The following is a 26,216-nucleotide window of genomic DNA, read 5'->3' on the forward strand; positions in this document are numbered from 1 at the left end:
ACCGACTGCAAGCATCTAGAGCGGATACTCACCAGCCGTTACAGATGAAACAGCTAAACCACCTCAACCACTGCAACGTACCGTCTGCCTTCATACACGTTCAAAGAATACCCTTTTCTTAGTAAAGAGGATGGCGCGCTCTCGACCAGAAAATAGGCTTTACCAAGGCTGGTTCTGCTACCGAAATCTTCTGTATTGCTTTCTATTTCCAACACCAGACTCCAGTTCGTCTCTATCCCTGCTTCATTTTTAAGCAGGTCGGTCGTAACGTAGTAGGGCGTCTTGTCAGGCAGGACGGTTTTCCCGCCCAATTGCTCGTCAGTCCAATGCACTGCGACCTCCACTGTCCTTCTCATATCTCCAGCCTCCACAGGCTATCTGGCGAGCCCGCTTTGGTTCGACTTTTGAGCAGCGCTCAGGTCGATTGGGCGCGGCGTAGAATAGCGCGCAGTTGATTCGCCAATTCATCTACTTCCCGGTAGCTAAAGTCGCCACTGCAAACAGCACGGGAGGCGCCCTTCAAGTCGGCGAAAACCAGATCCTGCTCAGGAGTTTCCAACCTCCAAATGACGCGTCCGAAGGTGTGATTACGTCGATGAGAAAACACCAGAAAATCGTCGAACAAAGTGCCACAGATTAGAAAAAACGGCCTGGCGCGCTCACTGAAATCCTCAGTTTCTTCCTCATCGAACGAAGAAAGATCCTTTTCCAGCAAGGCGAAAGTCTGCGAGACACTTGGGGAGTCATAGCACTCAGGCAGGTCTGGTTTACGCAGCAGGTCCTCAAGGCAACCCAACAGATAACCTTCGAAGTAGATCAAATCCTCCAGAGAGCCCAGCGGCTGAGAACTGAACCAGAATCGAGCATACCCCATCAGTTCGACACTATCGGTCAGGACATATTCGATGGCGATTGATGCTTTGTTGCCGATGACGTTCATCAGAGTGCACAGCCTTTGAGGTTTCTGGCGAATGTTGGAACACCTCACCTATCTACGGCACCCTATCAATCACCGTCTGCCAACAAAACCTCATCTGCCTCACTGGCAGCTTTCAAAAATTCAATAAAAAGAAGCACACTGCCATCTGCATCCTTCGACAGGAGCGTGACGAGTATTTTTTGATGTTCAGGATAAATTCTTGTTCGACCATAAGGATCAATATAAATACCCGTCTTTTCGCGCAACCCAGCAAAGGCATCATGGACGCGTGCGACGTCAGCATCACTTAGCTGAAGGAAAGGCTTATCGCCTCGTTTGTCTGACAAATAAGAGAAGTCCAACATCAAAAACACCTTAAAAGTGAGAGGGGTAAGAAGTGACTACTTTATCCTTCACAGGGTCATAGATTGTGACATGACCTTTCTCACCCCGTGTACCGATCACCCTACCATAATCACGCTCATAACGAATTCGCCCATCATTCTGACGAACAACTCTGGTGGGGTGGTTCATGGTTTTGTCCTCTAGCTTCTTGTATTGGCTCGGCTTTCTGTACTTGCTTTTTGCTTGTAGCTTTCTATGTTCCGCAGGCGTGAATTTACTTTTGCCTACATCATTGTGCCGCCGGACATGCCGATTCGGAACGTGCCGGGTCCTTCTAGGTCCACAGGAGAGTCCCAGTGGATCGATCCAATCAATCGGGTTCGCACTGTACTGATAGAGGTTTATACCACCGGCCAGACTGATCGGGTCCGTCTGGAGAAAGCGACCGATATCCGGATCATAGAACCGAAACGTGTTGTAGTGCAGACCCGTCTCACGGTCCAGATACTGGCCCTGGAACCTGAGGTTCTGCTCCTCTATGAAATGCGCCTCACGCACTTCCTGCAGGGTATTGCCCCAGACCTGATAACGCGCCTGCCAGACCGCTTCGCCACTGTCATCTGTCAGTTGCTCAGGCAGGCCGTTGAGGTCGTTATGGTAGTAGCGCACCTGCTGGTGCAGCCCCGTACCGTCAACCCGAGCCAAGGGTTCGTGACTGTCTTCGACATACAGGTACAGGCTGGTCTGGCTGTATCGATGCTCCTGCAGCAAGCGCAGGCCATCCCAGGCGAAGCGGGTCTGGTCGAGCAGGTTGCCCTGGTCGTCGTACTCGCTCTTCTCGACACGCCGCCCCAGCGGGTCGTAGCGCATGTTCAGCACTCGCTCACGACCGCCGTGCTGGCTGCGCACCTGGATCAGGCGGTGTTCGGCGTCATAGCTGAAGTGCTGGATGCCGCGCCGGCTGCTGCGTTTTTCGATCAGGCGGCCGAAGCCGTCGTAGCGATAGCGTTTGTCCTGGTAGGTGAGCAAGCGATTATGGCGCACCAGGCCGATGGCTTGCAGCCCATCGAGCAGGTTGGCGGCGGCGTCGTAGGCGAAGGCTTCACTCTGGCCGCGGCCCGCTTCCTGGCTAGCCATGATCCGCCCGCTGGCGTCGTAATGCAGCAGTTGCTGGTGCTGGCTGCCGGGCTGCTGGTTGAAGCGGCTGATGAGGTTGTCAGCCGGATCGTAGTCGAAGCGTTGCTGCACGGAGGCAGGCAGTTGCGGCGGCTGGTGGTTGGGGCGGCGCAGGCGTGAGCGCAAACGACCACTGCGGTCGTACTCGCTGCGGGTGCTGATACGACCCTGGGTGCGCAGCACCTCGCGGTGCAGGCGGTCGCGCTCGAAGTCGCTGATTACCTTGCCGTCGAGATTCAGCTGATGCAGGTGACCGCTGCCGTAATACAGCCGGTTGAGCCAGCGGCCATCGGGCAGTCGGGTCTGGATCAGGTTGCCGAGTTCGTCGTAGTGATGCTGCAGCACTCCGCTGGCGCTGTGTTCCTCCAGCAGTTGGCCAAGGGCGTCGTAAGCGAAGGCCAGTTGTTCGCTGTTGCCTGCCTTGTCGGTGAAACTGATTGCCGTCAGTTGATCGAGAGGATCGTAGCTGTACAGGGTTTCGCCATCGTCGGTGTGCTTTTTGATCAAGCGCCCGACGGCATCCCGGTGCAATTGATGGATGATCGCTTCAGCACCGCCTTGGGGGGCGGGGAGGTACTCAACGCAACTGAGGTTATCCAGCCGGTCGTAGTGATAGCGGCTTGCGCTACCGTCCAGGTCCTGCTGTTCAGCCAGGCGATCAGCCAGGTCCCAGCTGAATCGGTAGCTCTCGCCATTTTCGTTGCTTAGCGCCTGCAGGCGGCCGTAGGCGTCATAGCTGAACTGTATCTGCCGACCATGTGGATCGAAGCGTTGCTGCACCTGACCGCGTCGGTTATAGCGGTACTGGGTGGTGTGCCCGGCGGGGTCGGTATAACTGATGAGCTGGCCGTTGTGATCGAGCTGATAGTGCTCGCTGCGCCCGTCGGGCAGTTGCGAGCCGAGTAGCCGCCCCTGGGCATCGTACTGGTACTCGGTGCGCTCGCCCGTGGCATCGGTAACGGCCTGCAGATGCCCGCGCCGGTCATAGCTGAAGCGCGTTGGATACCCCGAGCAATCGACCTGTTCAATGAGCAGGCCGAGTTCGTTCCAGTGCAGCTGCTTGTGCTTGCCCGCCGCGTCGATGATCTCCACCACCTGGCCACGTTCGTCGTAGCGGTAGTGGGTGATATTGCCCAGTGGATCGGTTTCGCTGCTGCAGTTGCCGCGCTGATCGTAGCGGTAGCTCCAGCGATTGCCGGCCTTGTCGGTCTGGACCCGGGGCAGCGACCAGTGTTCCAGCCACAGGGTCGCCTCGCTGCGGCCCAGTGGGTCGATGCTTTCGCAGAGGTTGCCGGATTCATCGTACAGATACTGCCATTGCCCGCCTTGCGGGTCGGTGGCCGCCAGCAGCTGGCGCTCGTCGTTCCACTCGAAATGCCAGGTATGGCCGAGGGTGTCGGTGTATTGGGTGATCTGGAACTGCGGGTTCCAGTGGCGAGCGCTGACTCGCTGCAGGCCGTCGGTGACTCGGGTGATGCCAGCCTCGAGGTCATAGTCGAAGTGGTACTCATCGCCGTCGTCGGTCCAGTGCCGGGCCACGCGCCAGTCGTCTGCCGCGCGGGCCCATTGGTAGAAGCAGCGCAGGCCGCTGGGCAACTGGTGTTCAACCATGCGCCGGCCCTGGTCATAGGCGAAGCGCCGTTGCAGCTGGCCGCTGGCGTCGCGGACTTCGGCCAAGTCGCCGTTGCTGTCGTAGGCATAGCTGACCAGCCGTTCGCTCGAATCGTCGCGGTACAGGCGCTCGATATGGCTGACCCGTGCCGGCCACTGGGCGCTGTAAACCAGCTGCACCTGGACCTCATCGAAGGTGTCACGCAACCTGAGCAAGCGGCCGCTGGTGTCGTAGTCCAGGTAGATACGGTTGTCGTTGCGGTCGCCCAGTTGCGCCAGGCGCAGGTGTTGCGGGTTGCCCGGGGTTGGTTGGAACAGGCGATAGAGGCCGTCGACGCTTTCGATCAGCAACTCGCCATTGTGCGCGCGCCGCACGCTCAGGCCTTCGCCAGCGCTGAACACCGCATCACCACGAGGGATATGCCCCATGTCGACGACCCGCGCCTGTTCGTCGGTGAACAGCAGCCGTTCACCGCCTTCAGGATGCGCTTCGATGGCGACGAAGACTTCGTAATCGACGCTCCAGCCAGCACCGAACAGGCTGTCGCGGCGCTCATCCCGGTTGTTGTAGTAGCGTTGCCAGTCCAACGGGATCAGCCCTGGCAGGCTGAAATCGAGTTCTTCCTCGCCGCTGAGAATCTTCGCCCCGGTCGGTACATGCACCGGGTTGGGCGAGCCGGCGATGGCGTTGGTGATTGCGCCGGTCACCTGGCTGGTAACGGCACTGCTGATGCCGCCAATCGCCATGCAGCCGAACTTGCTGTAGAACTTGCCGCCGCGCCCGCGCAGTAGCATCAAGGCGGTAATCGCCAAGCCGATGCCCGGGGTCTTGCCGCTGCGAATCTCGCGGACCACGATCGAGCCGCCGCCGATGCGCACGTTATCGGAGATCAGCCCGGCGTCGACGATCACCGCTTCGCAGGTGCTGCGATCGCCGCTGCGGCAAGCCGGATGGCCGTTGATGGTGACCTTGCTCGAACCTTCGGCCAGGTACTGCGGCGGCATCGGCGGGTGCTTGCTGCAGAGGATCTTGTCGTCGTCGGCAGGCTCGGTGTTCGGCGCCGGGCTGGCGACCGTGGGCCGCCACATCTGCGAGAAAAAGCCCTTGGCCATGTCGAGGAAGCTTTCTTCTTTTTCTTTGGCAGGTGCTTGGGCGGCGTCGCTGCCCGCAGGTGCTGCCGCCGCGACAATGACACCCGCGGCGCGTGCAGCTGGCTTGCCATTGGTGTGGGTATTCTTCGAGCCGGTGAGGATGTTGGCCTGCACCGAGGGTGGGAACAGGAAGTTGCCGATGCCCTCGCATAAACTGCTCAAGCCTTTGTCGGCGCCGGTCTTGCTCATGGCCACGCCGACCACGATGCCCACCACTGCACCGAGCACGAAGCAGCCCAGGCCGCCGGTGGCCACGGTAAGGCCCAGCGCCGCTGTCACTGCGGCGGTAGCCAGGACGCCGATGGCGATGTTGGCGGCGACTTCCAGCACGCCGCTGACGATGTCGGCCATCATCGAGGTGTGCATCAGGGCGTCGCCCTGGCGGGCGGCCCACAAGGCGTCAGACATTACTGACCTGCAACGGCACGGCTACAGGGCACTTGAACCTGGTCATGCTTGATTTCCATATCGAGCGTCTGAGGTGTCGGAATCTGCTGGATGATCGCCCGAGCGTCAACCCCGGGGGTGATGCAAAGCGTGTAGTTCCTGCAGTCGCGCGCGGGCCACATGGGTGTAGATCTGGGTGGTCGACAGGTCGCTATGGCCCAGCAGCATTTGCACCACCCGCAGGTCGGCGCCGTGGTTGAGCAGGTGGGTGGCGAAGGCATGGCGCAAGGTGTGCGGCGACAGGCTCTTGTCGATACCGGCCACCAGCGCCTGGTGCTTAATGCGGTGCCAGAAGGTCTGACGGGTCATTTGCTCGCCGCGCTGGCTGGGAAACAACACATCGCTGGGGCGCCCACCGAGCAGCTCGTTGCGCCCGTCACGCAGGTAGCGCTCGATCCACACCACCGCCTCTTCACCCATGGGCACCAGGCGCTCCTTGCTGCCCTTGCCCATCACCCGCAGCACGCCCTGACGCAGGTTGACCTGGTCCAGGGTCAGGCTGACCAGTTCGGTAACGCGCAAGCCACAGGCGTACAGCACTTCGAGCATGGCGCGGTCGCGCTGGCCGATCGGCTCACTCAGGTCCGGCGCCTGCAACAAGGCCTCGACGTCGGCTTCCGACAGGGATTTGGGCAACGGCCGACCCAACTGTGGCATTTCGACCTGCAGGGTCGGGTCGATAACAATCAGCTTTTCCCGCAGCAAGTAGCGATAAAACCCTCGCACACCAGAGAGAAAGCGTGCCGTCGAACGCGGCTTGTAGCCCTGTTCCAGGCGCCAGGCCAGGTGATCGAGGATCAGTTCGCGCACGGCATTGGGCAACTCGACGCCCTGCTCCTTGAGCCAGCCGTTGAACAGCGCCAGGTCGCTGCGGTAGGCATCGCGGGTGTTGTCGGCCAGGCCCTTTTCCAGCCATAGGGCGTCAAGAAACTGATCGATAAGCGGATGTTCAATAGCGGGCATGACAACTCTGCGGCAGGCGACGAAAACGAAGAATTGCCGCTAGTCTTCCATAACACTGCCGGCATAGGGAGCCCGAATGAACGAACAACAGATATTGCTGGCATTTGGCGGGATAGGTCTGGCGGCGCTGTGCTGCCAATGGCTGGCCTGGCGCCTGAAGCTGCCGGCAATCCTTTTCCTGCTGCTCAGCGGCATTCTCGCCGGCCCCGTGCTCGGCTGGCTCGACCCACAGGAACTGTTCGGCCCGCTGTTGATGCCACTGGTATCACTGGCGGTGGCGCTGATCCTGTTCGAAGGCAGCCTGACCCTGCACCTGTCGCAGTGGCAAGAGATCGGCAGCGTAGTGCAGCGCATGGTCACTCTCGGCGCGCTATCGACCTGGCTGGTGATCACCCTCGCGACCCACTGGCTGCTGGATTTCGACTGGCTGTTGGCGACCCTGTTCGGCACCCTGACCCTGGTCACCGGGCCGACAGTGATCGTCCCGATGCTGCGGGTGGTGCGACCGAAAGCGGCCATTGCCAACATCCTGCGCTGGGAAGGCATCGTCATCGACCCGATCGGCGCACTGCTGGCGGTAGTGGTGTACAGCTTCATCATCGCCAGCGCCGCCGGTGAGGGCCTGAGCCATAGCCTGGTGACCTTTGCCGGGGTGATTGTCTGCGGTAGCGCTTTCGGTGTGGCCGGCGGCTGGCTGCTGGGCCAGGTAATGCGTCACCAGTGGTTGCCCGAGTATTTGCACAATCTGGCTTCGTTGGCGGCGGTGCTGGGGATCTTCATTGCCGCCAACCAGGTGATGCATGAGTCCGGGCTGTTGGCGGTCACCCTCATGGGCATGTGGCTGGCCAATATGAAGGGGGTGGATGTCCGGCAGATCCTGCACTTCAAGGAGAACCTCAGCGTGCTGCTGATCTCCGGGCTGTTCATCCTCCTGGCCGCACGCCTGGACCTCGATGCCCTGATTGGCTTGGGCCCGGCGGTGCTGGCCTTGCTACTGATCATCCAGTTCATTGCCCGCCCCTTGAACGTCGCGCTGTCGACTGCCGGCTCGCAACTGAACTGGCGTGAACGCGCCCTGCTCGCCTGGATCGCCCCGCGCGGCATTGTAGCGGCGGCGGTATCGGCGATTTTTGCCATTCGCCTGGATCAAGCCGGGCATGAAGGCGCCCTGCTGCTGGTGCCGCTGACCTTCGCGGTGATCATCGGCACCGTGGTGCTGCAGAGCGCCACCTCGCGACCATTGGCGCGCCTGCTCAAGGTTGCCGAGCCCGCCCCCAGCGGCTTTCTGATCGTCGGCGCCAACCCGCTGGCCCGGGCCATGGCCAAGTCCCTGCAGCAGCTGGATTGCCGGGTGCTGCTGGCCGATTCCAGCTGGGAAAACATCCGCGCCGCGCGCATGGAGGGCTTGCCGACTTACTTTGGCCACCCTGCCTCGCAGCATGCCGATGCGCACCTGGACCTGGTGGGCCTGGGCCATCTGCTCGGGCTGTCGCCGGCGGGCGAGCTCAATACCCTGGCCTGCACCCGTTTTCGCCATGACTTTGGCCCGCAGCGGCTGTTTGTCCTGGCCAGCGGACTGGAGGCCAAGCGCAGCGACAAGCACCGGGCCAGTGATGAACATCGCGGACAGACGCTGGGGAACCAGCCGTTGACCTACGGGCAGTTGGCCGGCTTACTGAACAAAGGTGCCGAGCTGTATAGCACCAACCTGACCGAGGCCTTTGGCTGGACCGATTATCAGGCGCTGCATGGCGAGCGGGCGAACCTGCTGTTTGCCCGCGATGGCAGTGGCTGGGTGCATGTGTTCGGGCCGGACACTGTGCTGAAACCTGGGCCTGGGTGGACGTTGGTGGCGTTGATTCAACCAGATCAAGGCTAACCTCAAGGGCCTCATCGCTGGCAAGGCCAGCTCCCACAGGGGCCGGTGCAAGCCGATCCATTGTGGGAACAACTGCCTGTCATCTGGTTAACGGTGGGAGCCGGCCTTGCCGGCGATGAGGCCTGACCTGCTGACGTCAGAACCCGGGCAACACCGGCACCGGACGCTTGTCTTCATCAATGGCGACAAAGCTGAACAGGCCATGAATGGCCTTCTCGCGGCTGTCACAGCTCATGCTTTCGACAAACACCTCGACCTCGACCTTGAGGCTGGTGTTACCCACAGTCGCTACCCGCCCGACCAGTTCGACGATGGACCCTGCGGCAATCGGGTGCTTGAAGTCGATGCGGTCGGTCGACACGGTCACCAGCGGCAAGCGGCAGAAACGCGTGGCGGCGATGAACGACACTTCGTCCATCCAGGCCAGCGCGGTGCCGCCGAACAGGGTGTTGTGGTGGTTGGTGGTGGACGGGAATACCGCCTTGGTCACGCGGGTCACCGACAGTTCGGTGCGGCGTTCGATTTCCTGCTCTCTGGGGTTCATGGGCTTCACATAGGACGACAAAATTCAGACAACAAAAAAGCAGCCCGAAGGCTGCTTTTTTCGCATGGTGGCCGCAGCCACCGGTCAAGCTGTCCTCAGGACAGTTTTTCCTTGATGCGAGCGGCTTTACCGGACAGGTCGCGCAGGTAGTACAGCTTGGCTTTACGCACGTCACCACGACGTTTCACGGCCAGGCTGTCGATTTGCGGGCTGTAGGTCTGGAAAGTACGCTCAACGCCAACACCGTTGGAGATCTTGCGAACAGTGAAAGCACTGTTCAGACCACGGTTACGCTTGGCGATTACAACGCCTTCGAAAGCCTGCAGACGCGAACGATCGCCTTCCTTCACTTTCACCTGAACGACGATGGTGTCGCCCGGGGCAAAGGTCGGGATCTCTTTGGACATCTGCTCAGCTTCGATCTGCTGAATGATTTTGTTGGTCATGCTGTGCTCCTAAGGTAAATCGTCGGATCTACCATCGATACGTTAACTATCGTCCCGCTCTCGGAGGTACTCCTCGAGCAGCTTCTTCTCTTCTCCAGAAAGTGAGCGACTTTCCAGAAGATCGACGCGTCGTTCATAGGTCCGCCCAAGGGACTGCTGTAAACGCCATCGCCGGATGTGTGCATGGTTGCCACTAAGCAACACGTCGGGAACACGCTGATCCGCATACACCTCAGGTCGGGTGTAATGCGGGCAATCCAGCAGACCATCGGTGAAGGAGTCTTCCTCCGCCGAGTCCGCATGCCCTAAAGCTCCAGGCAGCAGTCGTGTAACCGCATCGATCAGGACCATCGCCGGCAGCTCGCCGCCAGACAGGACATAGTCTCCAATCGACCACTCTTCATCGACATGAGCTTCAATAAAGCGCTCGTCGATGCCTTCATATCGACCGGCTATCAGAATCAACGATTCATGCTTCGCCAGGTCTTTGACCGCCGACTGAGTCAGCTTGCGGCCTTGTGGGCTCAGGTAAATCACCTTCGCCGCCTCTCCGGTTGCCTGCCTGGCACTCACCAGGGCGTCTTCCAGAGGCTTGATCTTCATCACCATGCCCGGACCACCGCCAAACGGCCGATCATCCACCGTATGGTGACGATCTGTGGTGTAGTCCCGCGGGTTCCAGCAGGTCAGTTGCAACAACCCCTGTTTCACCGCGCGGCTGGTAATGCCGTACTCACTGATGGCCGAGAACATCTCGGGGAACAGCGTGATGACGTCTACGCGCAGGCTGGCCATTGCTTAGAAGTCCGCGTCCCATTCGACCCTCATTTCGCCTGCAACCAGGTCGATCTTCAACACGCATTGCTCGGTATAGGGCAACAGGCGTTCTCGATCATCCAGGCTGCCCGCGCAGGGCTTGACCACCATTACATCGTTCGCGCCGGTCTCCAACAGGTGATCAATCTTGCCGAACAGCTGTTCGTCCTGATTGATGACTTTCAGACCCACCAACTGGTACCAGTAGTACTCGTCGGCAGACAGGTTGGGCAAAAGGCTACGCGAGATACAAATCTCATAACCGCTCAGAAGACGGGCTTCATCACGATCATCGAGGCCTTTGAGCTTGGCGACCAGGTCCTTTTGAGTGGAACGGCCACTGACCAGCTCGACCTGTTTTACCTTCCCTTCGTGCCGAAGCGTCCAGTTAGGGTAATCCAACAGGTTTTCAATCGGATCGGTAAAGGAAAAGACCTTCACCTCGCCGCGAACGCCGTGAACCGAAAAAATCTTGCCGACGACGATCAGGTCGTCTGCATTTTCTGGCGTCGCGTTCATACTGTTCAGGCAGCAGCCTTGGCAGCTTCCTTCAGCAGCTGAGCAACGCGCTCAGACGGCTGTGCGCCAACGCTCAGCCAGTGAGCAACGCGGTCTTCTTTAACGGACAGGCGAACTTCCTGGCCACGAGCGATAGGGTTGAAGAAACCAACCTGCTCGATGTGCGAACCGGTAACCGGGTTACGCGAGTCGGTCACGGTCAGGGTGTAGAATGGGCGCTTTTTAGAGCCACCACGGGCAAGACGGATGGTTAGCATTGAACATCGTTCCTGTAGTCGGTGCTGCAAATCATAATGCACAGCGGGCACACGGGTGCCCGAAAGGCCGCATATTCTCAAGGAATACACGGACTTTTGCAAATGCCTTTTTACGCCAGGTAAAAAGGCCAGCCTGCCGATCTGCGGTTTGTGCAGCCTTTATATAAAGGCTGCGGCGTTCCCGCCGAGGCGGGGTTCCGATCGTCGACCCGTTTCCAGGCCGCCGATCCGAATGGGGTTACAGCTTGGGCATGCCGCCGCCGGGCATCATGCCACCCAGGCCGCGCATCATCTTGGCCATGCCGCCTTTGGCAGAAAATTTCTTCATCATCTTCTGCATCTGCTTGTGCTGCTTGATCAGACGGCCGATGTCCTGCACCTGGGTGCCGGAACCGAGGGCGATACGGCGTTTGCGCGAACCGCTGATCAGGTCAGGGTCACGGCGCTCGGCCGGGGTCATCGAGTTGATGATCGCTTCCATCTGCTTGAACTGCTTCTCGGCGGCGCCCTGGGCGCTGCCCATCTGGGCCAGGTTGACGCCGCCGATGCTCGGCAGCTTGTCCATCAGGCCGCCCAGGCCACCCATGTTCTTCATTTGCTGCAGCTGATCGCGGAAGTCTTCGAGGTCGAAGCCCTTGCCCTTCTTCAGCTTCTTGGCCAGCTTGTCGGCCTTTTCCTTGTCGAGGGTCTGCTCGGCCTGCTCGATCAGGCTGAGCACGTCGCCCATGCCAAGAATGCGCGAGGCGATACGGTCCGGGTGGAACGGTTCGAGCGCATCGCTCTTCTCGCCCATACCGATGAACTTGATCGGCTTGCCGGTAATCGCACGCACCGACAGCGCGGCACCGCCACGGGCATCACCGTCGACCTTGGTGAGGATCACACCGGTCAGCGGCAGCGCATCGCCAAACGCCTTGGCGGTGTTGGCGGCGTCCTGACCGGTCATGGCGTCGACCACGAACAGCGTCTCGATCGGCTTGACCGCGGCGTGCAGGTCCTTGATCTCGGTCATCATTTCGGCGTCGATGTGCAGACGACCGGCGGTGTCGACGATGACCACGTCGATGAACTTGAGCTTGGCTTCGCGGATCGCCGCTTCAGCGATGGCCACTGGCTTCTGGCTGATATCGGACGGGAAGAAGGTCACGCCGATGTCGCCCGCCAGGGTTTCCAGCTGCTTGATCGCCGCCGGACGGTAGACGTCGGCCGACACCACCATCACGGTCTTCTTCTTGCGCTCTTTAAGGAAGCGCGCCAGCTTGCCGGCGGTGGTGGTCTTGCCCGCGCCCTGCAGACCGGCCATCAGCACCACCGCAGGCGGCGCGGCGTTGAGCGCCAGGTCTTCGTTGGCGGCGCCCATCAGGCCTTCGAGCTCGGCCTGGACGATCTTCACGAACGCCTGGCCCGGGGTCAGGCTGCGTGACACTTCGGTGCCGACCGCACGTTCCTTGACCTTGTTGACGAAATCCTTGACCACCGGCAGGGCGACGTCAGCCTCGAGCAACGCCATGCGCACTTCGCGCAGGGTGTCTTTGATGTTGTCTTCGGTCAGCTTGGCCTTGCCGGTGACATGGCGCAGCGTCTGTGACAGACGGTCGGTCAGGTTTTCAAACATGGTGATCCTTTCGGGCTCTGTAGAACCGAGGTTTATCAGCTGCCTCTGGCGTATTCGGCCGGCCTTGGGCAGGGGCAGGCCGGCGATTATAACGAAGACTTGGCCCAGCGCACACCATGCCGTCGGCTGGCAGTCTTCCTAGGCGGGCGCGATCTATGCCAAACTCAGTCCCTTTCGGGCTTGCCTAACAGGACTTATGCTCCCCTTGTCACCCAGCTTGCTACCCAATCTCATCGCCGCCTGCCTGTATGCCGCCGCGACCTTCTATCAAGGCTCACGCCTGGCCCAGGGCACCAAGGCCGACAAACGCCTGCTCGGCCTGCTTGGCGCGCTGGCGGTCATTGCCCAGGGCACCGCGCTGTTCTGGCAGTTGCTCACGCCCCTGGGCCTGAGCCTGGACTTCTTCAGCGCCGCCAGCCTGATTGCCACGGCGGTGATCGCCCTGACCCTGCTGGCCTGCCTGCGCATCCCGGTGGAGAACCTGCTGCTGTTGCTGTTCCCGCTAGGCATGGCCACGGCCCTGATCGCCCAGTTTGCGCCGTCCGGCACGGTACCGCTGATCAACGAAGAGCCGGGCATCCTCGCCCATATCCTGCTGTCGATCCTGGCCTACGGCATGTTCACCATCGCCGTGGTCCAGTCCTTGCTGCTGCTGTTGCAGGATCACCAGCTCAAGCACAAGCACCCGTCCGGGCTGATCAAGAACTTCCCGCCGCTGCAGACCATGGAAAGCCTGCTGTTCGGCTTCCTCTGGGCTGGCTGGGGCCTGCTGTCGCTGTCGCTGATCTCCGGCTGGCTGTTCCTTGACAACCTGTTCGCCCAGCACCTGGTGCACAAGACCCTGCTGGCTTGCCTGGCCTGGATCGTCTTCAGCGTACTGCTGTGGGGTCGTACGCGCCTCGGCTGGCGCGGGCACAAGGCGATTCGCTGGACTCTGGCCGGTTTCTGCCTGCTGATGCTGGCCTATTTCGGCAGCAAGCTGGTACGCGAATTCATCCTGCATATCTGACGGGCACAGGTAAATGGACGCTCTGCCGTTAGGACCGCTACTCGGTGTATTGGCACTGGCACTGCTCTGGTCGGCGCTGTTCACTGCGGTGGACACCGCCCAGCAACAGCTGAACGGCGCACGGCGCAACGCCCAGAGCGGCGAACACCCGGAGCTTGCGGTTACCCCCCAGGCCCTGGTGCTGTGCTCGACCCTGGGCAAGCTGCTGGTGCTGGCCCTGGCCTGCCTGATGGGCCAGCGTTACAGTGGCGAACATGGCTTCTGGCTGGCCGGCCTGGGCGCCGCAGCCGTGCTGCTGATCGTCGCCGAATACCTGCCGCGGCAACTGGCCCGGCGCAACCCCCAGGCCTTTATCGGCCTGGGCAACAGCCTGCTCAAGGCGCCGCTCAAACTGCTGCAACCCCTGGCCTGGCTGCTCGATGGTTGCGCACGCCTGCTGCTGCGCCCGTTTCGCGTACAAAGCCATGCCGTGGCGATGCACAACAACGACGCTGCCGACCGCTATGACACTGATGCGCCTGACACCGAACAGCACCTGAACCTGCCCGAAAGCTTGCTGGCGCTGGACAAGATCACCGTCAACGACATCCTGGTGCCGCGCAACGATGTCGACGGCATCAACCTCGATGAGCCGATCGAGGCGATCATCGAGCAGTTGATCATCAGCCGCCACACCCGCCTGCCGGTCTACCACAGCGACATCAACCAGGTTGAAGCGATCCTCAACACCAAGCAGATCAGCCACTTGCTGCCCAATGCCGAGCTGACCCGCGAAACGCTGCAAGCGGCCTGCTACGAACCCTACTTCGTGCCGGAAAGCACCCCGTTGCAGCTGCAATTGCTGAATTTCCACAAACAGCAGCGGCGCCTGGGGGTGGTGGTCGACGAGTACGGTGAAGTGCTCGGTATCGTTACCCTGGAAGACATCCTCGAAGAAATCGTCGGCGAATTCGAAGACGAGCACAGCCTCGACAACCCGCACATCCACCCCCAGGCCGACGGACGCTTCGTCATCGAAGGCAACGTGTCGATCCGCGAGCTCAATCGCACCCTGGGCTGGCACTTGCCCAGCGACGGTCCAAAAACCCTCAACGGCCTGGTCACCGAAGCCCTGGAAAGCATCCCGGAAAGCGCGGTATGCCTGAAAATCGGCCGTTATCGCCTGGAAATCCTCGAAACCGAGGACAATTGTGCCAGTCGCATACTGGTCTGGACGCTCAAGCGCTAGCTATACTGAGGCTCGCTTACCCAGCCCCAGCCGTCTCGCCCGCTACCCGCACCGGCGTCACACGGCCCGTCAGCCTGGCTGCACATTGCGCGCAATAGCGGTACTGGTTCACACCCCGAACCTTGCCCGCGCCCGCCCCCACCCCAAAAAGGCGTATGTTCAGCCACGCGACCATAACAATTCGCTTCGGCGCGCGCCTTTGCCTGCCTGTTCAAACAGGTTGGGGCCATGCCCATGGAGCATTCGACTGTCAGGGATAACCGTATGACAACCAGCAGCACCTACTCCGAAACCGCCCAGGCCAGCCCCGGCAATTCGCCGGCGCGGGTCGCCACCGCCAGCTTCATCGGCACTGCCATCGAGTTCTACGACTTCTACGTGTACGCCACCGCCGCCGCGCTGGTAATCGGCCCGGTGTTCTTTCCGCAGACCTCCGGCACCGCGCAGATGCTCTCGGCGTTCCTGACCTTCGGTATCGCCTTCCTCGCCCGGCCCCTGGGCTCGGCGCTGTTCGGCCACTTCGGCGACCGTATCGGGCGCAAGTCGACCCTGGTGGCCTCGCTGCTGCTGATGGGTGTCTGCACCACCCTGATCGGCGTGCTGCCCGGCTACGACAGCATTGGTGCCTGGGCGCCGATCCTGCTCTGTGTATTGCGCTTCGGCCAGGGCCTGGGGCTGGGCGGCGAATGGGGCGGTGCGGCCCTGCTGGCCACCGAGAACGCGCCCAAAGGCAAGCGCGCCTGGTTCGGCATGTTCCCGCAACTGGGCCCGTCCATCGGTTTTCTGGCGGCCAACGGCCTGTTCCTGACCCTGGCCATGGTCCTGAGCGACGAGCAGTTTCGCAGCTGGGGCTGGCGCGTCCCGTTCCTGCTCAGTGCCGTCCTGGTCATCGTCGGCCTGTATGTGCGCCTGAAGCTGGAAGAAACCCCGATCTTCGCCAAGGCCGTGGCCCGTCACGAGCGGGTGAAAATGCCGGTGGTCGAGTTGTTCGCCCAATACTGGGCCCCGACCCTGCTGGGCGCTGCGGCCATGGTGGTGTGTTATGCGCTGTTCTACATCTCGACGGTGTTCTCGCTCAGCTATGGTGTCTCGACCCTGGGTTACAGCCGCGAGACCTTCCTCGGCCTGCTGTGCTTCGCGGTACTGTTCATGGCCCTGGCCACGCCACTGTCGGCCTGGCTCAGCGACCGCTACGGGCGCAAGCCGGTGCTGATTGTCGGCGGCGTGCTGGCGATTGCCTCGGGCTTTACCATGGAGCCGCTGCTGACCTCGGGATCGACCACCGGCGTGGCGCTGTTCCTGGCTATCGAGCTGTTCTTGATGGGCGTGACTTTCGCGCCGATGGGGGCGCTGCTGCCTGAGCTGTTTCCGACCCACGTGCGTTACACCGGGGCGTCGGCAGCCTATAACCTGGGCGGGATTGTCGGGGCCTCGGCGGCGCCGTTCTTTGCCCAGAAGCTGGTGGCCATGGGCGGCCTGAGCTGGGTCGGCGGGTATGTGTCGGCGGCGGCTGTATTGAGCCTGATTGCGGTGCTGTGCCTGAAAGAGACGCGGCACTCGGAGCTTTGACAAGCGGGGCTGCTGCGCAGCCCATCGCTGGCAAGGCCAGCTCCCACAGGGTTCGCGTAATGCAGATCCATTGTGGCAGCCGGCCTTGGGTTTAGAACTCTACCTTGACCGCCTGCGAAGCACGGGTCGCCTTGGCCCGGGCGGCTTCGATCGACTCGTCACGGGCCAGGCACACGCCCATGCGCCGCTGGCCATTGACCTCAGGCTTGCCGAACAGGCGAATGGCGGTATCCGGCTCGCTCAGGGCGGCGCCCAGGTTGGCGAACGCGGTTTGCTGCGACTGGCCTTCCACCAGAATCACCGCCGAAGCCGACGGGCCGAACTGGCGGATCAGCGGGATCGGCAAGCCCAGGATTGCTCGCGCATGCAGGGCGAACTGCGACAGGTCCTGGGAAATCAGGGTCACCAGGCCAGTGTCATGCGGGCGCGGCGAGACTTCGCTGAACCACACCTGATCGCCTTTGACGAACAGCTCGACCCCGAACAGGCCACGGCCACCCAGCGCCTCGGTCACCGCCTTGGCCACCCGCTCGGACTCGGCCAGGGCCACCGGGCTCATGGCTTGCGGCTGCCAGGATTCCTGGTAATCGCCCTTTTCCTGACGATGACCGACCGGCGCGCAGAAGGTAGTGCCGCCGATATGACGAACGGTCAGCAGGGTGATTTCGTAGTCGAAATCGATAAAGCCTTCGATGATCACCCGGCCCTTGCCGGCACGTCCGCCTTCCTGGGCGTAATCCCAGGCCTTGCGCACGTCATCAACGCTGCGCAGCAGGCTCTGGCCCTTGCCCGACGAGCTCATTACCGGCTTGACCACGCACGGGAAGCCCAGGTCTTCGACGGCCTTGGAGTACTCCTCGAAGGTGTCGGCAAAATGATACGGCGAGGTCGGCAGGTCCAGCTCTTCGGCGGCCAGGCGACGGATGCCTTCGCGGTTCATGGTCAATTGCGCGGCACGTGCGGTCGGCACCACGGTGAAGCCTTCGTTTTCCAGCTCGACCAGGGTCGCGGTGGCGATGGCTTCGATTTCCGGGACGATGTAGTGCGGCTTCTCGGCTTCGATCACGGCCCGCAGGGCGGCGCCGTCGAGCATGTTGATCACGTGGCTGCGATGAGCCACCTGCATGGCCGGGGCATTGGCGTAACGGTCCACGGCAATCACTTCAACGCCCAGGCGTTGCAGCTCGATCACCACTTCCTTGCCCAGCTCGCCGCAGCCACAGAGCAGTACGCGGGTCGCGGTCGGCGACAATGGGGTTCCGATACGGGTCATTTCAGGTCCTCAGAGGGAAGAACATCCTGGGCCGCCCCGTACTCGGTGCAACCCGGTGAAAAGGAGCGCCATTTTACATGAACCGCGGCCGTCGGCCTCAGCCGGTGACCACCCGCTTGCGCACGCGCCAGGCCATGGCCAGCCAGACCACGGTGACGCCGGCGAATTTCGACGCCAGGGCGGTGCCGACCACGGCCGGGGTCAGGGCGCCGATCATGCCGAAGAAGATAAAGGTGTCGATCGGGATACTCAGCGCCGAGCTCAACCACAGGCGATCATGCAACGGCCGCTTGGTCAGGGTGAACACCAGCCAGTCGATGCATTCGGACACGGCAAAGGCTGTGGCACTGGCCAGGGCGATGGCCGGCTCCGAGGTGATATAGGACAGCACCAGGGCCGCCAGCATGGCAATCAGCGCGCCGTGGCCAAAGCGGGTCTGGACCATGTCACGGAGGATGAACACCAGCCCGCCCCAGGCGGACCAGATGACGTCCAGGTGCGGGGCACTGGAGAAGGCGTAGTTGATCAGCACTACGCTGCTGATATAGGCAATCAGAAAGAACATGGGATCGACCGCTGGGCAAGCGCTACAGGGTACTGCAGCGACTGCCGGCGGCCAAGGGGCGAATCATGCGCCGACGCTGAAGACCAGCCCGGCGGCGACTGCCCGCTCATGGCACAGCGTGAGCACCTGACGGCGCTCGCTGTTGTCCATCCGCCCCCAGCGGGTGATTTCAGCGGCGCTGCGCTGGCAGCCGGTGCAGATATCAGCGTCGTCCAGCGCGCAGATCTGCACGCAAGGCGAGGCAACCGGACGTTCAAGGCTGCTCATCAATCCTCCTGGAGCGCCAGGTCGCTGGCATAGCGCTCGGCATTGTGCACATAGTGCGCGGCGCTGGCTTCGAGCATTTTCTTCTGCGCGTCGCTCAGCTCGCGCACCACCTTGCCCGGCGAGCCCATGACCAGCGAGCCGTCGGGAATCTCCTTGCCCTCGGGGATCAGCGCATTGGCGCCGATGATGCAGTACTTGCCGATGCGTGCACCGTTGAGGATCACCGCGTTGATGCCGACCAGGCTGTAATCATCGACCGTGCAGCCGTGGAGCATGGCGTTGTGACCGACGGTCACGCCCTTGCCCAGGGTCAGCGGCGAGCCCATGTCGGTGTGCATCACCGTGCCATCCTGGACGTTGCTGTTCTCGCCGATATCGATCAGCTCGTTGTCGCCGCGCAGCACCGCGCCGAACCAGACGTTGGCACCCGCCTGCAGGCGGACCTTGCCGATCAGCGTGGCGGTCGGCGCAACCCAGCTGCGCGGATGGGTTTCGACCCGCAGGTCGCCCAGACGGTATTTCATGCGTGGTTCCTCACGGTGCGGCGTGGCTGGCGGGTGCACCCGCTCAAATGGGGGTGAAACGTTCAGGTGGCTGATGCAGGCTGATGTTGGCATCGTAAAGCAAGTTGACCAGCTCGACGATCATGATCGCCGACAGGCCCCAGATCTTGTACTCGCCGTAGCGGTAGCTGGGCACGTACCAGCTACGGCCCTGGTAATCGATACGGTGGGTATGGTCGCGCGGGTCCTGGCGGAAGAACTCCAGCGGTACGGTAAACACCGCGGCGATCTCGGCATCGTTGGCCTGGTACTCGACAAAATCCGGGATCAGGCCAACGAAAGGCGTGACCTTCAGACCGTGCAGGGAGATCAGCGGGCTCAGCGGACCGATGATTTCCACCAGGCCTGGCGGCAGGCCGATCTCTTCTTCGGCTTCACGCAGGGCGGTGAAGATCAGGTCGGGGTCTTCCGGGTCGCGGCGACCGCCCGGGAAGGCCACCTCGCCACCGTGGGTCGACAGCCCCTTGGCGCGCAGGGTCAACACCAGTTCCGGCTCTTCGCTGCGGGTGATGGGCAATAACACAGCGGCCTCGGGAAAACGTCGGTCCGTCTCCAGGGTACTCGGCGTATGACTGCTCACGCGGCGAAGTAGCTCGTCCAGCATTGCTCTCTCTCGATTCCAAAGCCTGTCCTGCATGATGCACCAAAGCCGCGAACCGCCCAAGCCCCGACGACGATCCGGCTTGCGGCGGCGGTGACAGTGGCGCCAAGATAGGCGCACCTAACAGGAATAAAAGCATGAAATTCTGCAGTGCGTGCGGCAATCCGGTGATTCAGCGTATTCCCGAGGGCGATACCCGCCTGCGTTTTGTCTGCGATCACTGCAAGGCCATTCATTACCAGAACCCCAATATCGTCGCCGGGGTGCTGCCGACCTGGGGCAGCCAGGTGCTGTTGTGCCGCCGCGCCATCGAACCGCGCCGTGGTTACTGGACCTTGCCAGCCGGTTTCATGGAGAACGGTGAAACCATGGACCAGGCCGCCCGCCGGGAAACCATCGAAGAAGCCTGCGCCCGGGTCGGGACCATGAGCCTGTATCAGCTGTTCGACCTGCCGCACATCAACCAGGTGCACGTGTTCTTTCGCGCCGAGCTCGCCGACCTGGACTTCGCCGTCGGCGTCGAGAGCCTGGAAGTGCGGCTTTTCGACGAAAGTGAAATCCCATGGGACGAGCTGGCTTTCCGCACCATCAGTCGTACCCTAGAATGCTATTATCGTGACCGCATCGAGCAACGCTTCCCGATTGGCAACGAATGCCTTTCACCCATGCTCGTCTTGTCACCCAACACCTAGCATTTTCAGGGATATCGCTTCATGCGCTGGTTGCTTGCCCTTTTCTGCCTCAGTGTGGCTTCGATGTCCCAGGCAGGTTTCACCGAAACCATCATTACCCGGCCGGTCGACAAGACCGCGCCTTCGCCACTGCAACCGCAACAGCCGAAGCCTGCGATGATCGACAAGATCCTGGTGATCAAGTCCGAACGCCGCCTGCAGCTCATCAGTGACGGCGCGCCGCTGAAGACCTACCGCATCTCCCTGGGCAAGCAGCCCAAGGGCGCCAAGGTGCAGGAAGGCGACAAGCGCACCCCCGAGGGTTTCTACTGGATCGATTGGCGCAAGCAGAGCGATCGCTATAACCTGGCCATGCATGTGTCCTACCCGAACATCAGCGACGCCGCCCGCGCCCGTCGTGAAGGCGTCCCGCCGGGCGGCATGATCATGATCCACGGCACGCCCCTGAGCGAGGAGTACCCGGAAGAGGTGTTCCACACCCTGGACTGGACCGAAGGCTGCATCGCCATGACCAACCGCGACATGCGCGAGGTGTGGAACATGGTGCCGGACGGCACCATGATCGAAATCCGGCCCTGAGCTCCGTCACCATTTGAGCGTGCGGCTCAGCCTCGAATCATCGGGCTTGAGCCACTGGGCGCTGAGCAGCACCGGGGCCAAGGTTGCACCGGGTTCGACAGCGCCTTGCAAACGCCCGCGGCGCTGGCGCAGGTCGGCGTCCAGTTCGAACTGATGCTGCCCCTGCAACTGCAATTGCGCCAACAGGTGCATGCCGACCGAGCAATCAACCCGCACCCGGGTGGCACCCAAAGGCACTGACCATGGCGCAACCAGTGCCAGGTTGCGGCCAGCGATCTCACCCTGGCTACCCTGGCACTGCCGACCGCTACCCTGCACTTCGATCCGGCCTGTCCACTCACCCGTCAGGCGATAGGACAAAGGCATTGTCAGCGTGCGCTGCAACGGCTCGACAGCGGCGGTCCAGTTCCACGGCCAGCCAGTTACCTTGAACTGCCAGTCCTGCCCCTGAAACCCGAGGTTGGCCTGTGCCTGCAAACGCCAGGGCTGCCAGTGCCAGGCAAGCGGCCCCACCTGCCCCAGTCGTTGAGCCTGGCCTTGCCAGAGGCTGCCGGAGACACCCTGGGCGGCCATGGGCGCGAGCAACCAGTTCGCCGGTAACCCGGTCACCACGCTCACCAAGAACACCAGGCTGAACCAGCCGATGCGCTTCATTGCTGCAACTCCAGCTCGAAGGTCATGGCGGACTCAACCTGCTCCAGTGACCAGCGCAGCGGGCGCAGGCCTTCGCCTTGCACGGCCAGTAACCAGCGCTGCAAACTTTGCTCATCGGCTGCGCGGCCCTTGATCTGCCAGCTGTGATGTTCCGCCAGCACCTCGTTGAGGACGATGCTGTTTGCCTGGGCTGATTGTTGCAGTTGCTCGACACTGAAGCGCGCGGCGACCTGCACGCTGGCCGCCGACCGGGCCAGGGCCTGCCACTGCTGCGCGGCCTGCCAGCGGGCCGTGCCTTCGCGCATCACCAGGGTCAGCAGTAACAACGCGACCGTTGCCCAGGCGGCCGGCAGTAACCAGCGGCGCTGTATCCACTCATTCATGACGCCGCTCCCAGGTCGAAGACCAGTTGCAATTGATCTTCGCCACCGGCGACTTCAACCCGCACACCGACCTGCTTGGCGATGGCCTCCCAGGTCGCGGCCGCGGGCGGCTGATCGCCACGAAGGCGCAGCGTCCAGCGTTGCCCGTCGAAGCCGGTGGCGGTCATGTGCCAGGCAGGCTGCGCTTGCAACCATTGCTGCAACGCCGCCTGTAGCTGCTCGATCTGGCGCAGGCGCAGTTGGCGATCCTCCTCGGCCTGACGCAGGCGCTTGAGGACCTGGGCGGCCTGCCGAGGTGAAGTGACAGGCCCGGTCACGGCGACCACCTGCGCCTTGTAGACCTCGCTCTGGCGCCATTGCTGGGTCAGCCACAAGCCACTCCAGAGCATACCCAGTAGCGTGCACGCGCCAATCAGTCGCCATTGCCCGGGGGCCATGGGAAGCCGCAGCCGCAGCTGACGTGCCGGGCTCAGGTCAAACAGGCTGGGCAAACGCTCCAGCGCGACCAGTCGGGGTGGCCAGGCGCCCTCGAACTGTTCGCGTTGCAGGCCCGGCCAAGGTGCCGGCAGGTTCGGCCCGAGCAAGGTCGGCCAAGCCAGCCAGTGCTGTCGGGACTGTTCGGTTACGCCCTTGAGCAACAACAGATCAGGGCTGCGCTGCCAGCACAGGGCCGTGCCTGCCGGTGTATCCGCCATCAACTGAAACTCGGCCCAGCAACGCTCCACGATTAGCCCCCACTCCGTACACTGGGCCAACCACTGGCCGAGCAGCGCCTGATCGACGCTGACCAGCTCCAGCTGATTGCCCTGGCGCGACACACAGCCACAACGGATGGACTCGGCGGGCTGCAGCAAACGCTCTTCAAGCAGCAGCGGCCACTCGTCACGCTTGAGCCCCGGTGGCGCCGCAAGCTGGCAATGGCTGCACTGGTTACCCGGCAGGATCAGCGCCACGCAAGCGCCGTCAGGGCTGGGTGGCGGCCCCTCGCCGGCTTCGCGCCTGCCGTCTGCCAGGCGCAGCCAGCTCCAGGGCGCGTGCCCAAGACCAGGCCGTAGCAGCAGCCAGTTGCTCGCGCGTGGAGATTGCCAGCGCTCAAGCCATTTCATCAGGGCGCCTCCGGCAGGGCGAAGGTACAGACATAAGGTGCTCCATCACGCTTGAACTCAAGCCGTATGCCGCGATCCGGGGCGGATCGCTCGGCAGAAGGAAAGGCCAGCCAGCGGCCCGAGTGAAAAAAGGAGAAGCTCGGCGCCGCAACCTGATCGAGCTGATCGCGTTCATGCCACTGCGGTTTCCCCACCGCATACAGGTCGGCGGAGGTTTCCAGCAGCAGGCGTTGGCCGCGGGGGTCGTAACTGAGGCGCTGGCGCTGCACGCGTGAACCGCCTTCAGCTTGCGGCCAGGCACTGCGGGCCACCCAGTGCAGTTGCAAGGCGGCGGGTTGCCAGTCCAGCCAATTGATTGCCAGAGGCAGGCGCTGCTCGTAGAGCTGACGCAACACCGTCGAGTCGAAACGCCGCTCCAGGGCAAGGCAAAAATTCAGTACCGGCGAGGCCTGGGCAGGTTGTTGCAGGCGTTCGCGCACGCCCACCCAGGCATTGACCAGCGCTGCCAGCAAGATCCCCAGCACGGCAGTCAGGGCCAGGGCCACCAGCAGTTCGAGCAAGGTCAGGCCCTGCTGGCGGCGCTTCATGGGCGCACCAGGAAGATGCGGTACTGGCCAAGGGGGTCGCGCCCGTCACGGTCGGCAAACAGACGCAACTCGCCACGGCGCAGGTTGCGCACGCCCGTGGAAGTCAGTTGCAGTTGCCAATGACAGAGGCCATCGCCCTGCTGCAATTGCCCGCCAACGCTGTTGTCCATCGGCCAGTACTGCTCGACGGCAAAACGCGCCTGTAGCTCGCGGGCGCAGAACACGCCCAGGCGGTGTTGCTGCACGCTCTGCTGCACCGCCAGGCGCTGGCGCAGCACCTGGCTGGTCATGATGGCCAAGGCTGCGGCAATCCCTAAGGCCACGGTCACCTCCAGCAGGGTGAAACCTCGCTGTGCGCGCCTCACAGCGGTGCCCTGTGCAACTGGCCGGCGCCGTTCCACTGCCAACGCTCGGCCCCCTCCGGCCAATGCCAGTTCAAGGCAGCACTGCGCGCAACACCGGAGGGGGTGAACACCAGGCGTGGCTCGCGGCTGGCTGGCCAGTCGGCTTGCAAAGCTGGCGGCCAGTTGCCCAAGGCAACGGGCTCGGCCTGCCAACGCTCATCGATCAGGCGGACAAATTCAGGACGGCTGCCATTCCATCGCAGGCCACGAATCTCCCCGCCATGCAGCGCCAGCTCCGCCTGCTGGCGACTGGCACTGGCCAGGCGCTCAAGGGCCTGGTGCACCGGCGCCTTGCCGCTGTCGAGCCAGGCAATGCTCAAGGTGCTCATCAGCCCGGCAATCAGCAGCACCACAAGCATTTCCAGCAGGGTAAAACCACGCTCGGCGCGCATGCCTAGAGTTCCCAGTTACCCAGGTCGGCATCGATGCCTTCGCCGCCCTCGACGCCATCGGCGCCCAGCGAGTATATGTCGATGCGCCCGTGCTGGCCGGGGGCACGGTACTGATACGCCGTGCCCCACGGGTCTTGCGGCAGGCGGCGGATATAACCGTCGGCGCGCCAGGCGCGTGGCAGCGGCTCTAGCGTCGGTTTGCTGACCAGCGCCGACAGGCCTTGCTCGGCCGACGGGAAACGCAGGTTGTCGAGGCGGTACATGTCCAGCGCCTGCTCCAGGGTCGACAGGTCGGCCATGACCTTCTGCTTCATGGCCTTGTCCTGGCTGCCGAGCACGCTGGGGGCGACCACGGCGATCAACAGGCCGATGATGAAGATCACCACCATGATTTCCATCAGGGTGAAACCGCGCTGACGCGCGCGTGGGCTGTGCATGGTCTTGCTCCTTTTCAAAGTGTCAGGCCCTGATTGAGCTGCATGATCGGCAACAGCACGGCGAGGACGATGAACAACACCACCGCGCCCATGACCAGAATCATCAGCGGTTCGAACAGCGCCATGGCGCTGTCCACCTGGCGGGCGAAGCCGCGCTCCTGGTTGTCGGCGACCCGTTCGAGCATGTCCGGTAGCGTGCCGCTGGCCTCGCCACTGGCGACCATGTTCAGCAGCAACGGCGGGAAGTGGCCGCTGGCATCCAGCGCCCGGTGCAAGCTGACCCCGCCTTGCACATCAGTGCTGACCCGTTGCAGGGCCAGGTGAATACGCCGGTTGTTGACCGTGGCTGTGGCCACTTGCAGGGCTTCAAGCAACGGCACGCCGCTGCCGGAAAGAATCGCCAGGCTGCGCGACAGGCGTGCGCTCTCCAGCACCGCCAGCAGGTTGCCGATCCGTGGCAGGCGCAGCAGCAGGTCGTCGCGGCGCATACGCCAGTGCGGGCGGCGCAACAGCCAGGCGCCGAGCAGGGCCGCCAGCGCCCCGCCGAGCAGCAACCACGGGCCGAGCAGCACCAGCAGGTCGCTGATGCCGATCAGCAGCGAGGTGATCCACGGCAGGCTCTGCCCCGAGTGGGCAAACTGTTCAGTGAGCTTGGGCACCACGAAAGTCATCAGGCCAACCACCACCGCCAGCGACACGCCCATCAGCACACAGGGGTAGATCAGTGCCGTACGTGCCTTGTGCTGCTGGCGCTGGACCTGCTCCAGGTGTTCGGCCAGCCGTTCCAGCACCTGGGCCAGGCGCCCGGAGCGCTCGCCAGCCTCGACCAGCGCGCAATACAAACCGGAAAACAAGCCCCCCTGGCGCGCCAGGCTGCGGGCCAAGCTCAGGCCTTCGGCGAGCGAACCGCGCACCGCCACCAGCAAATTGCGCAAGGCCGGCTCCACCAGTTGCCGCTCCAGGGTCGCCAGGGCATCCACCAGGGGAATGCCGGCGCCGGTCAGGGTCGCCAGTTGCCGGGTCAGTTCACACAACTGGGCGCGGTTGACGCGCTGGCGTCGCGGCTGGGCGTTGCCGGTTTCGTGGCGTTGCAACTGCCGGGTGAACAGCCCCTGCTCACGCAATAACTGGCGGGCATGGCGCTCGCTGTCGGCCTGGATACTGGCCTTGTGCGCCCGCCCGCTGAGGTCCACTGCCTGGTAGCGAAAGGTCGGCATG

The 26,216-nt window shown here is 62.6% G+C and carries 30 protein-coding genes; 6 read left to right on the top strand and 24 right to left on the bottom strand.

What is annotated here, in order from left to right:
• Positions 1 to 53: 53 nt before the first annotated feature.
• From NLX68_RS07980 to xerD, 5 genes are all read right to left on the bottom strand, one after another.
• The gene (locus NLX68_RS07980) at positions 54 to 332 is read right to left on the bottom strand and encodes a hypothetical protein (RefSeq protein ID WP_254283560.1); all 279 of its coding nucleotides are present in this window, start codon (positions 330 to 332) and stop codon (positions 54 to 56) included.
• Between the two features lie 83 nt (positions 333 to 415).
• Entirely contained in the window at positions 416 to 940 is a 525-nt protein-coding gene (locus NLX68_RS07985) for a hypothetical protein (protein WP_254283561.1), read from the bottom strand.
• 65 nt (positions 941 to 1,005) lie between these two features.
• Positions 1,006 to 1,284, bottom strand: a complete 279-nt coding sequence (locus NLX68_RS07990) for a hypothetical protein (protein ID WP_254283562.1) — start codon at positions 1,282 to 1,284, stop codon at positions 1,006 to 1,008.
• 10 nt (positions 1,285 to 1,294) lie between these two features.
• Positions 1,295 to 5,611: an RHS repeat-associated core domain-containing protein gene (locus NLX68_RS07995; protein WP_254283563.1), complete on the bottom strand. Its 4,317-nt coding sequence runs from the start codon at positions 5,609 to 5,611 to the stop codon at positions 1,295 to 1,297.
• Positions 5,612 to 5,716: 105 nt separating this feature from the next.
• Positions 5,717 to 6,613, bottom strand: coding sequence for a site-specific tyrosine recombinase XerD (gene xerD / locus NLX68_RS08000; RefSeq protein ID WP_254283564.1), 897 nt, complete (start codon positions 6,611 to 6,613; stop codon positions 5,717 to 5,719).
• A 76-nt stretch (positions 6,614 to 6,689) separates the two neighbouring features.
• Here xerD and NLX68_RS08005 point away from each other — a divergent pair, with 76 nt between their 5' ends.
• Entirely contained in the window at positions 6,690 to 8,492 is a 1,803-nt protein-coding gene (locus NLX68_RS08005; RefSeq protein ID WP_254283565.1) for a sodium:proton antiporter, read from the top strand.
• Positions 8,493 to 8,628: 136 nt separating this feature from the next.
• On the opposite strand, the gene NLX68_RS08010 is transcribed toward NLX68_RS08005, so the two are convergent.
• The 6 genes from NLX68_RS08010 to ffh all read right to left on the bottom strand — a co-directional run bounded on the left by NLX68_RS08010 (position 8,629) and on the right by ffh (position 12,689).
• On the bottom strand, positions 8,629 to 9,036 hold the full coding sequence (locus NLX68_RS08010; RefSeq protein ID WP_254283566.1) for an acyl-CoA thioesterase: 408 nt from the start codon (positions 9,034 to 9,036) through the stop codon (positions 8,629 to 8,631).
• A gap of 95 nt (positions 9,037 to 9,131) precedes the next feature.
• Positions 9,132 to 9,482, bottom strand: a complete 351-nt coding sequence (rplS, locus tag NLX68_RS08015) for a 50S ribosomal protein L19 (protein ID WP_010220244.1) — start codon at positions 9,480 to 9,482, stop codon at positions 9,132 to 9,134.
• A gap of 42 nt (positions 9,483 to 9,524) precedes the next feature.
• Positions 9,525 to 10,277, bottom strand: a complete 753-nt coding sequence (trmD, locus tag NLX68_RS08020) for a tRNA (guanosine(37)-N1)-methyltransferase TrmD (RefSeq protein WP_254283567.1) — start codon at positions 10,275 to 10,277, stop codon at positions 9,525 to 9,527.
• 3 nt (positions 10,278 to 10,280) lie between these two features.
• A complete protein-coding gene (gene rimM / locus NLX68_RS08025) occupies positions 10,281 to 10,817 on the bottom strand; it encodes a ribosome maturation factor RimM (RefSeq protein ID WP_254283568.1) in 537 nt (178 codons plus the stop codon).
• 5 nt (positions 10,818 to 10,822) lie between these two features.
• Entirely contained in the window at positions 10,823 to 11,074 is a 252-nt protein-coding gene (gene rpsP, locus NLX68_RS08030) for a 30S ribosomal protein S16 (RefSeq protein ID WP_010220247.1), read from the bottom strand.
• Positions 11,075 to 11,312: 238 nt separating this feature from the next.
• Positions 11,313 to 12,689 carry a signal recognition particle protein gene (ffh, locus tag NLX68_RS08035; RefSeq protein WP_010220248.1) on the bottom strand — a complete coding sequence of 459 codons (1,377 nt, stop codon included), beginning with the start codon at positions 12,687 to 12,689 and terminating at the stop codon, positions 11,313 to 11,315.
• Positions 12,690 to 12,894: 205 nt separating this feature from the next.
• Between ffh and ccsA the strand changes: the two genes are divergently transcribed.
• From ccsA to NLX68_RS08050, 3 genes are all read left to right on the top strand, one after another.
• Positions 12,895 to 13,698, top strand: a complete 804-nt coding sequence (gene ccsA / locus NLX68_RS08040; protein ID WP_176470442.1) for an inner membrane protein YpjD — start codon at positions 12,895 to 12,897, stop codon at positions 13,696 to 13,698.
• A 13-nt stretch (positions 13,699 to 13,711) separates the two neighbouring features.
• Positions 13,712 to 14,926 (top strand): transporter associated domain-containing protein, encoded by a 1,215-nt coding sequence (locus tag NLX68_RS08045; RefSeq protein ID WP_254283569.1) that lies wholly within the window; start codon positions 13,712 to 13,714, stop codon positions 14,924 to 14,926.
• 264 nt (positions 14,927 to 15,190) lie between these two features.
• Positions 15,191 to 16,495: an MFS transporter gene (locus NLX68_RS08050; RefSeq protein ID WP_010220252.1), complete on the top strand. Its 1,305-nt coding sequence runs from the start codon at positions 15,191 to 15,193 to the stop codon at positions 16,493 to 16,495.
• Positions 16,496 to 16,586: 91 nt separating this feature from the next.
• Here NLX68_RS08050 and purT read toward each other — a convergent pair whose 3' ends face one another.
• From purT to NLX68_RS08075, 5 genes are all read right to left on the bottom strand, one after another.
• On the bottom strand, positions 16,587 to 17,768 hold the full coding sequence (purT, locus tag NLX68_RS08055) for a formate-dependent phosphoribosylglycinamide formyltransferase (RefSeq protein WP_254283570.1): 1,182 nt from the start codon (positions 17,766 to 17,768) through the stop codon (positions 16,587 to 16,589).
• Positions 17,769 to 17,865: 97 nt separating this feature from the next.
• Positions 17,866 to 18,333 carry a preQ0 transporter gene (locus tag NLX68_RS08060; RefSeq protein WP_254283571.1) on the bottom strand — a complete coding sequence of 156 codons (468 nt, stop codon included), beginning with the start codon at positions 18,331 to 18,333 and terminating at the stop codon, positions 17,866 to 17,868.
• Positions 18,334 to 18,396: 63 nt separating this feature from the next.
• Entirely contained in the window at positions 18,397 to 18,600 is a 204-nt protein-coding gene (locus NLX68_RS08065; protein WP_254283572.1) for a DUF1289 domain-containing protein, read from the bottom strand.
• Positions 18,600 to 19,124 carry a gamma carbonic anhydrase family protein gene (locus NLX68_RS08070; RefSeq protein WP_254283573.1) on the bottom strand — a complete coding sequence of 175 codons (525 nt, stop codon included), beginning with the start codon at positions 19,122 to 19,124 and terminating at the stop codon, positions 18,600 to 18,602. The genes NLX68_RS08065 and NLX68_RS08070 overlap by 1 nt, the downstream gene beginning before the upstream one ends.
• A 43-nt stretch (positions 19,125 to 19,167) precedes the next feature.
• The gene (locus NLX68_RS08075) at positions 19,168 to 19,767 is read right to left on the bottom strand and encodes a CoA pyrophosphatase (protein WP_010220257.1); all 600 of its coding nucleotides are present in this window, start codon (positions 19,765 to 19,767) and stop codon (positions 19,168 to 19,170) included.
• Positions 19,768 to 19,901: 134 nt separating this feature from the next.
• On the opposite strand from NLX68_RS08075, the gene NLX68_RS08080 reads away from it, so the two are divergent.
• On the top strand, positions 19,902 to 20,456 hold the full coding sequence (locus tag NLX68_RS08080; protein ID WP_254283574.1) for an NUDIX hydrolase: 555 nt from the start codon (positions 19,902 to 19,904) through the stop codon (positions 20,454 to 20,456).
• Positions 20,457 to 20,477: 21 nt separating this feature from the next.
• Complete coding sequence (locus NLX68_RS08085; protein WP_010220259.1) at positions 20,478 to 21,035, top strand: murein L,D-transpeptidase family protein; 558 nt, start codon at positions 20,478 to 20,480, stop codon at positions 21,033 to 21,035.
• Positions 21,036 to 21,041: 6 nt separating this feature from the next.
• On the opposite strand, the gene gspN is transcribed toward NLX68_RS08085, so the two are convergent.
• The 8 genes from gspN to gspF are packed head-to-tail and all read right to left on the bottom strand — an operon-like array spanning position 21,042 to position 26,215.
• Entirely contained in the window at positions 21,042 to 21,689 is a 648-nt protein-coding gene (gene gspN / locus NLX68_RS08090) for a type II secretion system protein N (RefSeq protein ID WP_254283575.1), read from the bottom strand.
• Positions 21,686 to 22,072, bottom strand: coding sequence for a type II secretion system protein GspM (gene gspM, locus NLX68_RS08095; RefSeq protein ID WP_254283576.1), 387 nt, complete (start codon positions 22,070 to 22,072; stop codon positions 21,686 to 21,688). Before gspM ends, gspN begins: the two co-directional genes overlap by 4 nt.
• Positions 22,069 to 23,178, bottom strand: a complete 1,110-nt coding sequence (locus NLX68_RS08100) for a GspL/Epsl periplasmic domain-containing protein (protein WP_254283577.1) — start codon at positions 23,176 to 23,178, stop codon at positions 22,069 to 22,071. The genes gspM and NLX68_RS08100 overlap by 4 nt, the downstream gene beginning before the upstream one ends.
• Positions 23,178 to 23,765 carry a prepilin-type N-terminal cleavage/methylation domain-containing protein gene (locus NLX68_RS08105; RefSeq protein WP_100781993.1) on the bottom strand — a complete coding sequence of 196 codons (588 nt, stop codon included), beginning with the start codon at positions 23,763 to 23,765 and terminating at the stop codon, positions 23,178 to 23,180. The genes NLX68_RS08100 and NLX68_RS08105 overlap by 1 nt, the downstream gene beginning before the upstream one ends.
• The gene (locus NLX68_RS08110) at positions 23,762 to 24,130 is read right to left on the bottom strand and encodes a type II secretion system protein GspI (protein ID WP_010220264.1); all 369 of its coding nucleotides are present in this window, start codon (positions 24,128 to 24,130) and stop codon (positions 23,762 to 23,764) included. The genes NLX68_RS08105 and NLX68_RS08110 overlap by 4 nt, the downstream gene beginning before the upstream one ends.
• A complete protein-coding gene (locus NLX68_RS08115; RefSeq protein WP_254283578.1) occupies positions 24,127 to 24,561 on the bottom strand; it encodes a prepilin-type N-terminal cleavage/methylation domain-containing protein in 435 nt (144 codons plus the stop codon). The genes NLX68_RS08110 and NLX68_RS08115 overlap by 4 nt, the downstream gene beginning before the upstream one ends.
• A 2-nt stretch (positions 24,562 to 24,563) precedes the next feature.
• Positions 24,564 to 24,998: a type II secretion system major pseudopilin GspG gene (gspG, locus tag NLX68_RS08120; RefSeq protein WP_010220266.1), complete on the bottom strand. Its 435-nt coding sequence runs from the start codon at positions 24,996 to 24,998 to the stop codon at positions 24,564 to 24,566.
• Positions 24,999 to 25,012: 14 nt separating this feature from the next.
• Positions 25,013 to 26,215 carry a type II secretion system inner membrane protein GspF gene (gene gspF / locus NLX68_RS08125; RefSeq protein WP_254283579.1) on the bottom strand — a complete coding sequence of 401 codons (1,203 nt, stop codon included), beginning with the start codon at positions 26,213 to 26,215 and terminating at the stop codon, positions 25,013 to 25,015.
• Position 26,216 lies beyond the last annotated feature (1 nt).

Origin of the sequence: Pseudomonas sp. SBB6 (genome assembly GCF_024213215.1) — a bacterium.
Lineage (GTDB): Bacteria > Pseudomonadota > Gammaproteobacteria > Pseudomonadales > Pseudomonadaceae > Aquipseudomonas > Aquipseudomonas donghuensis.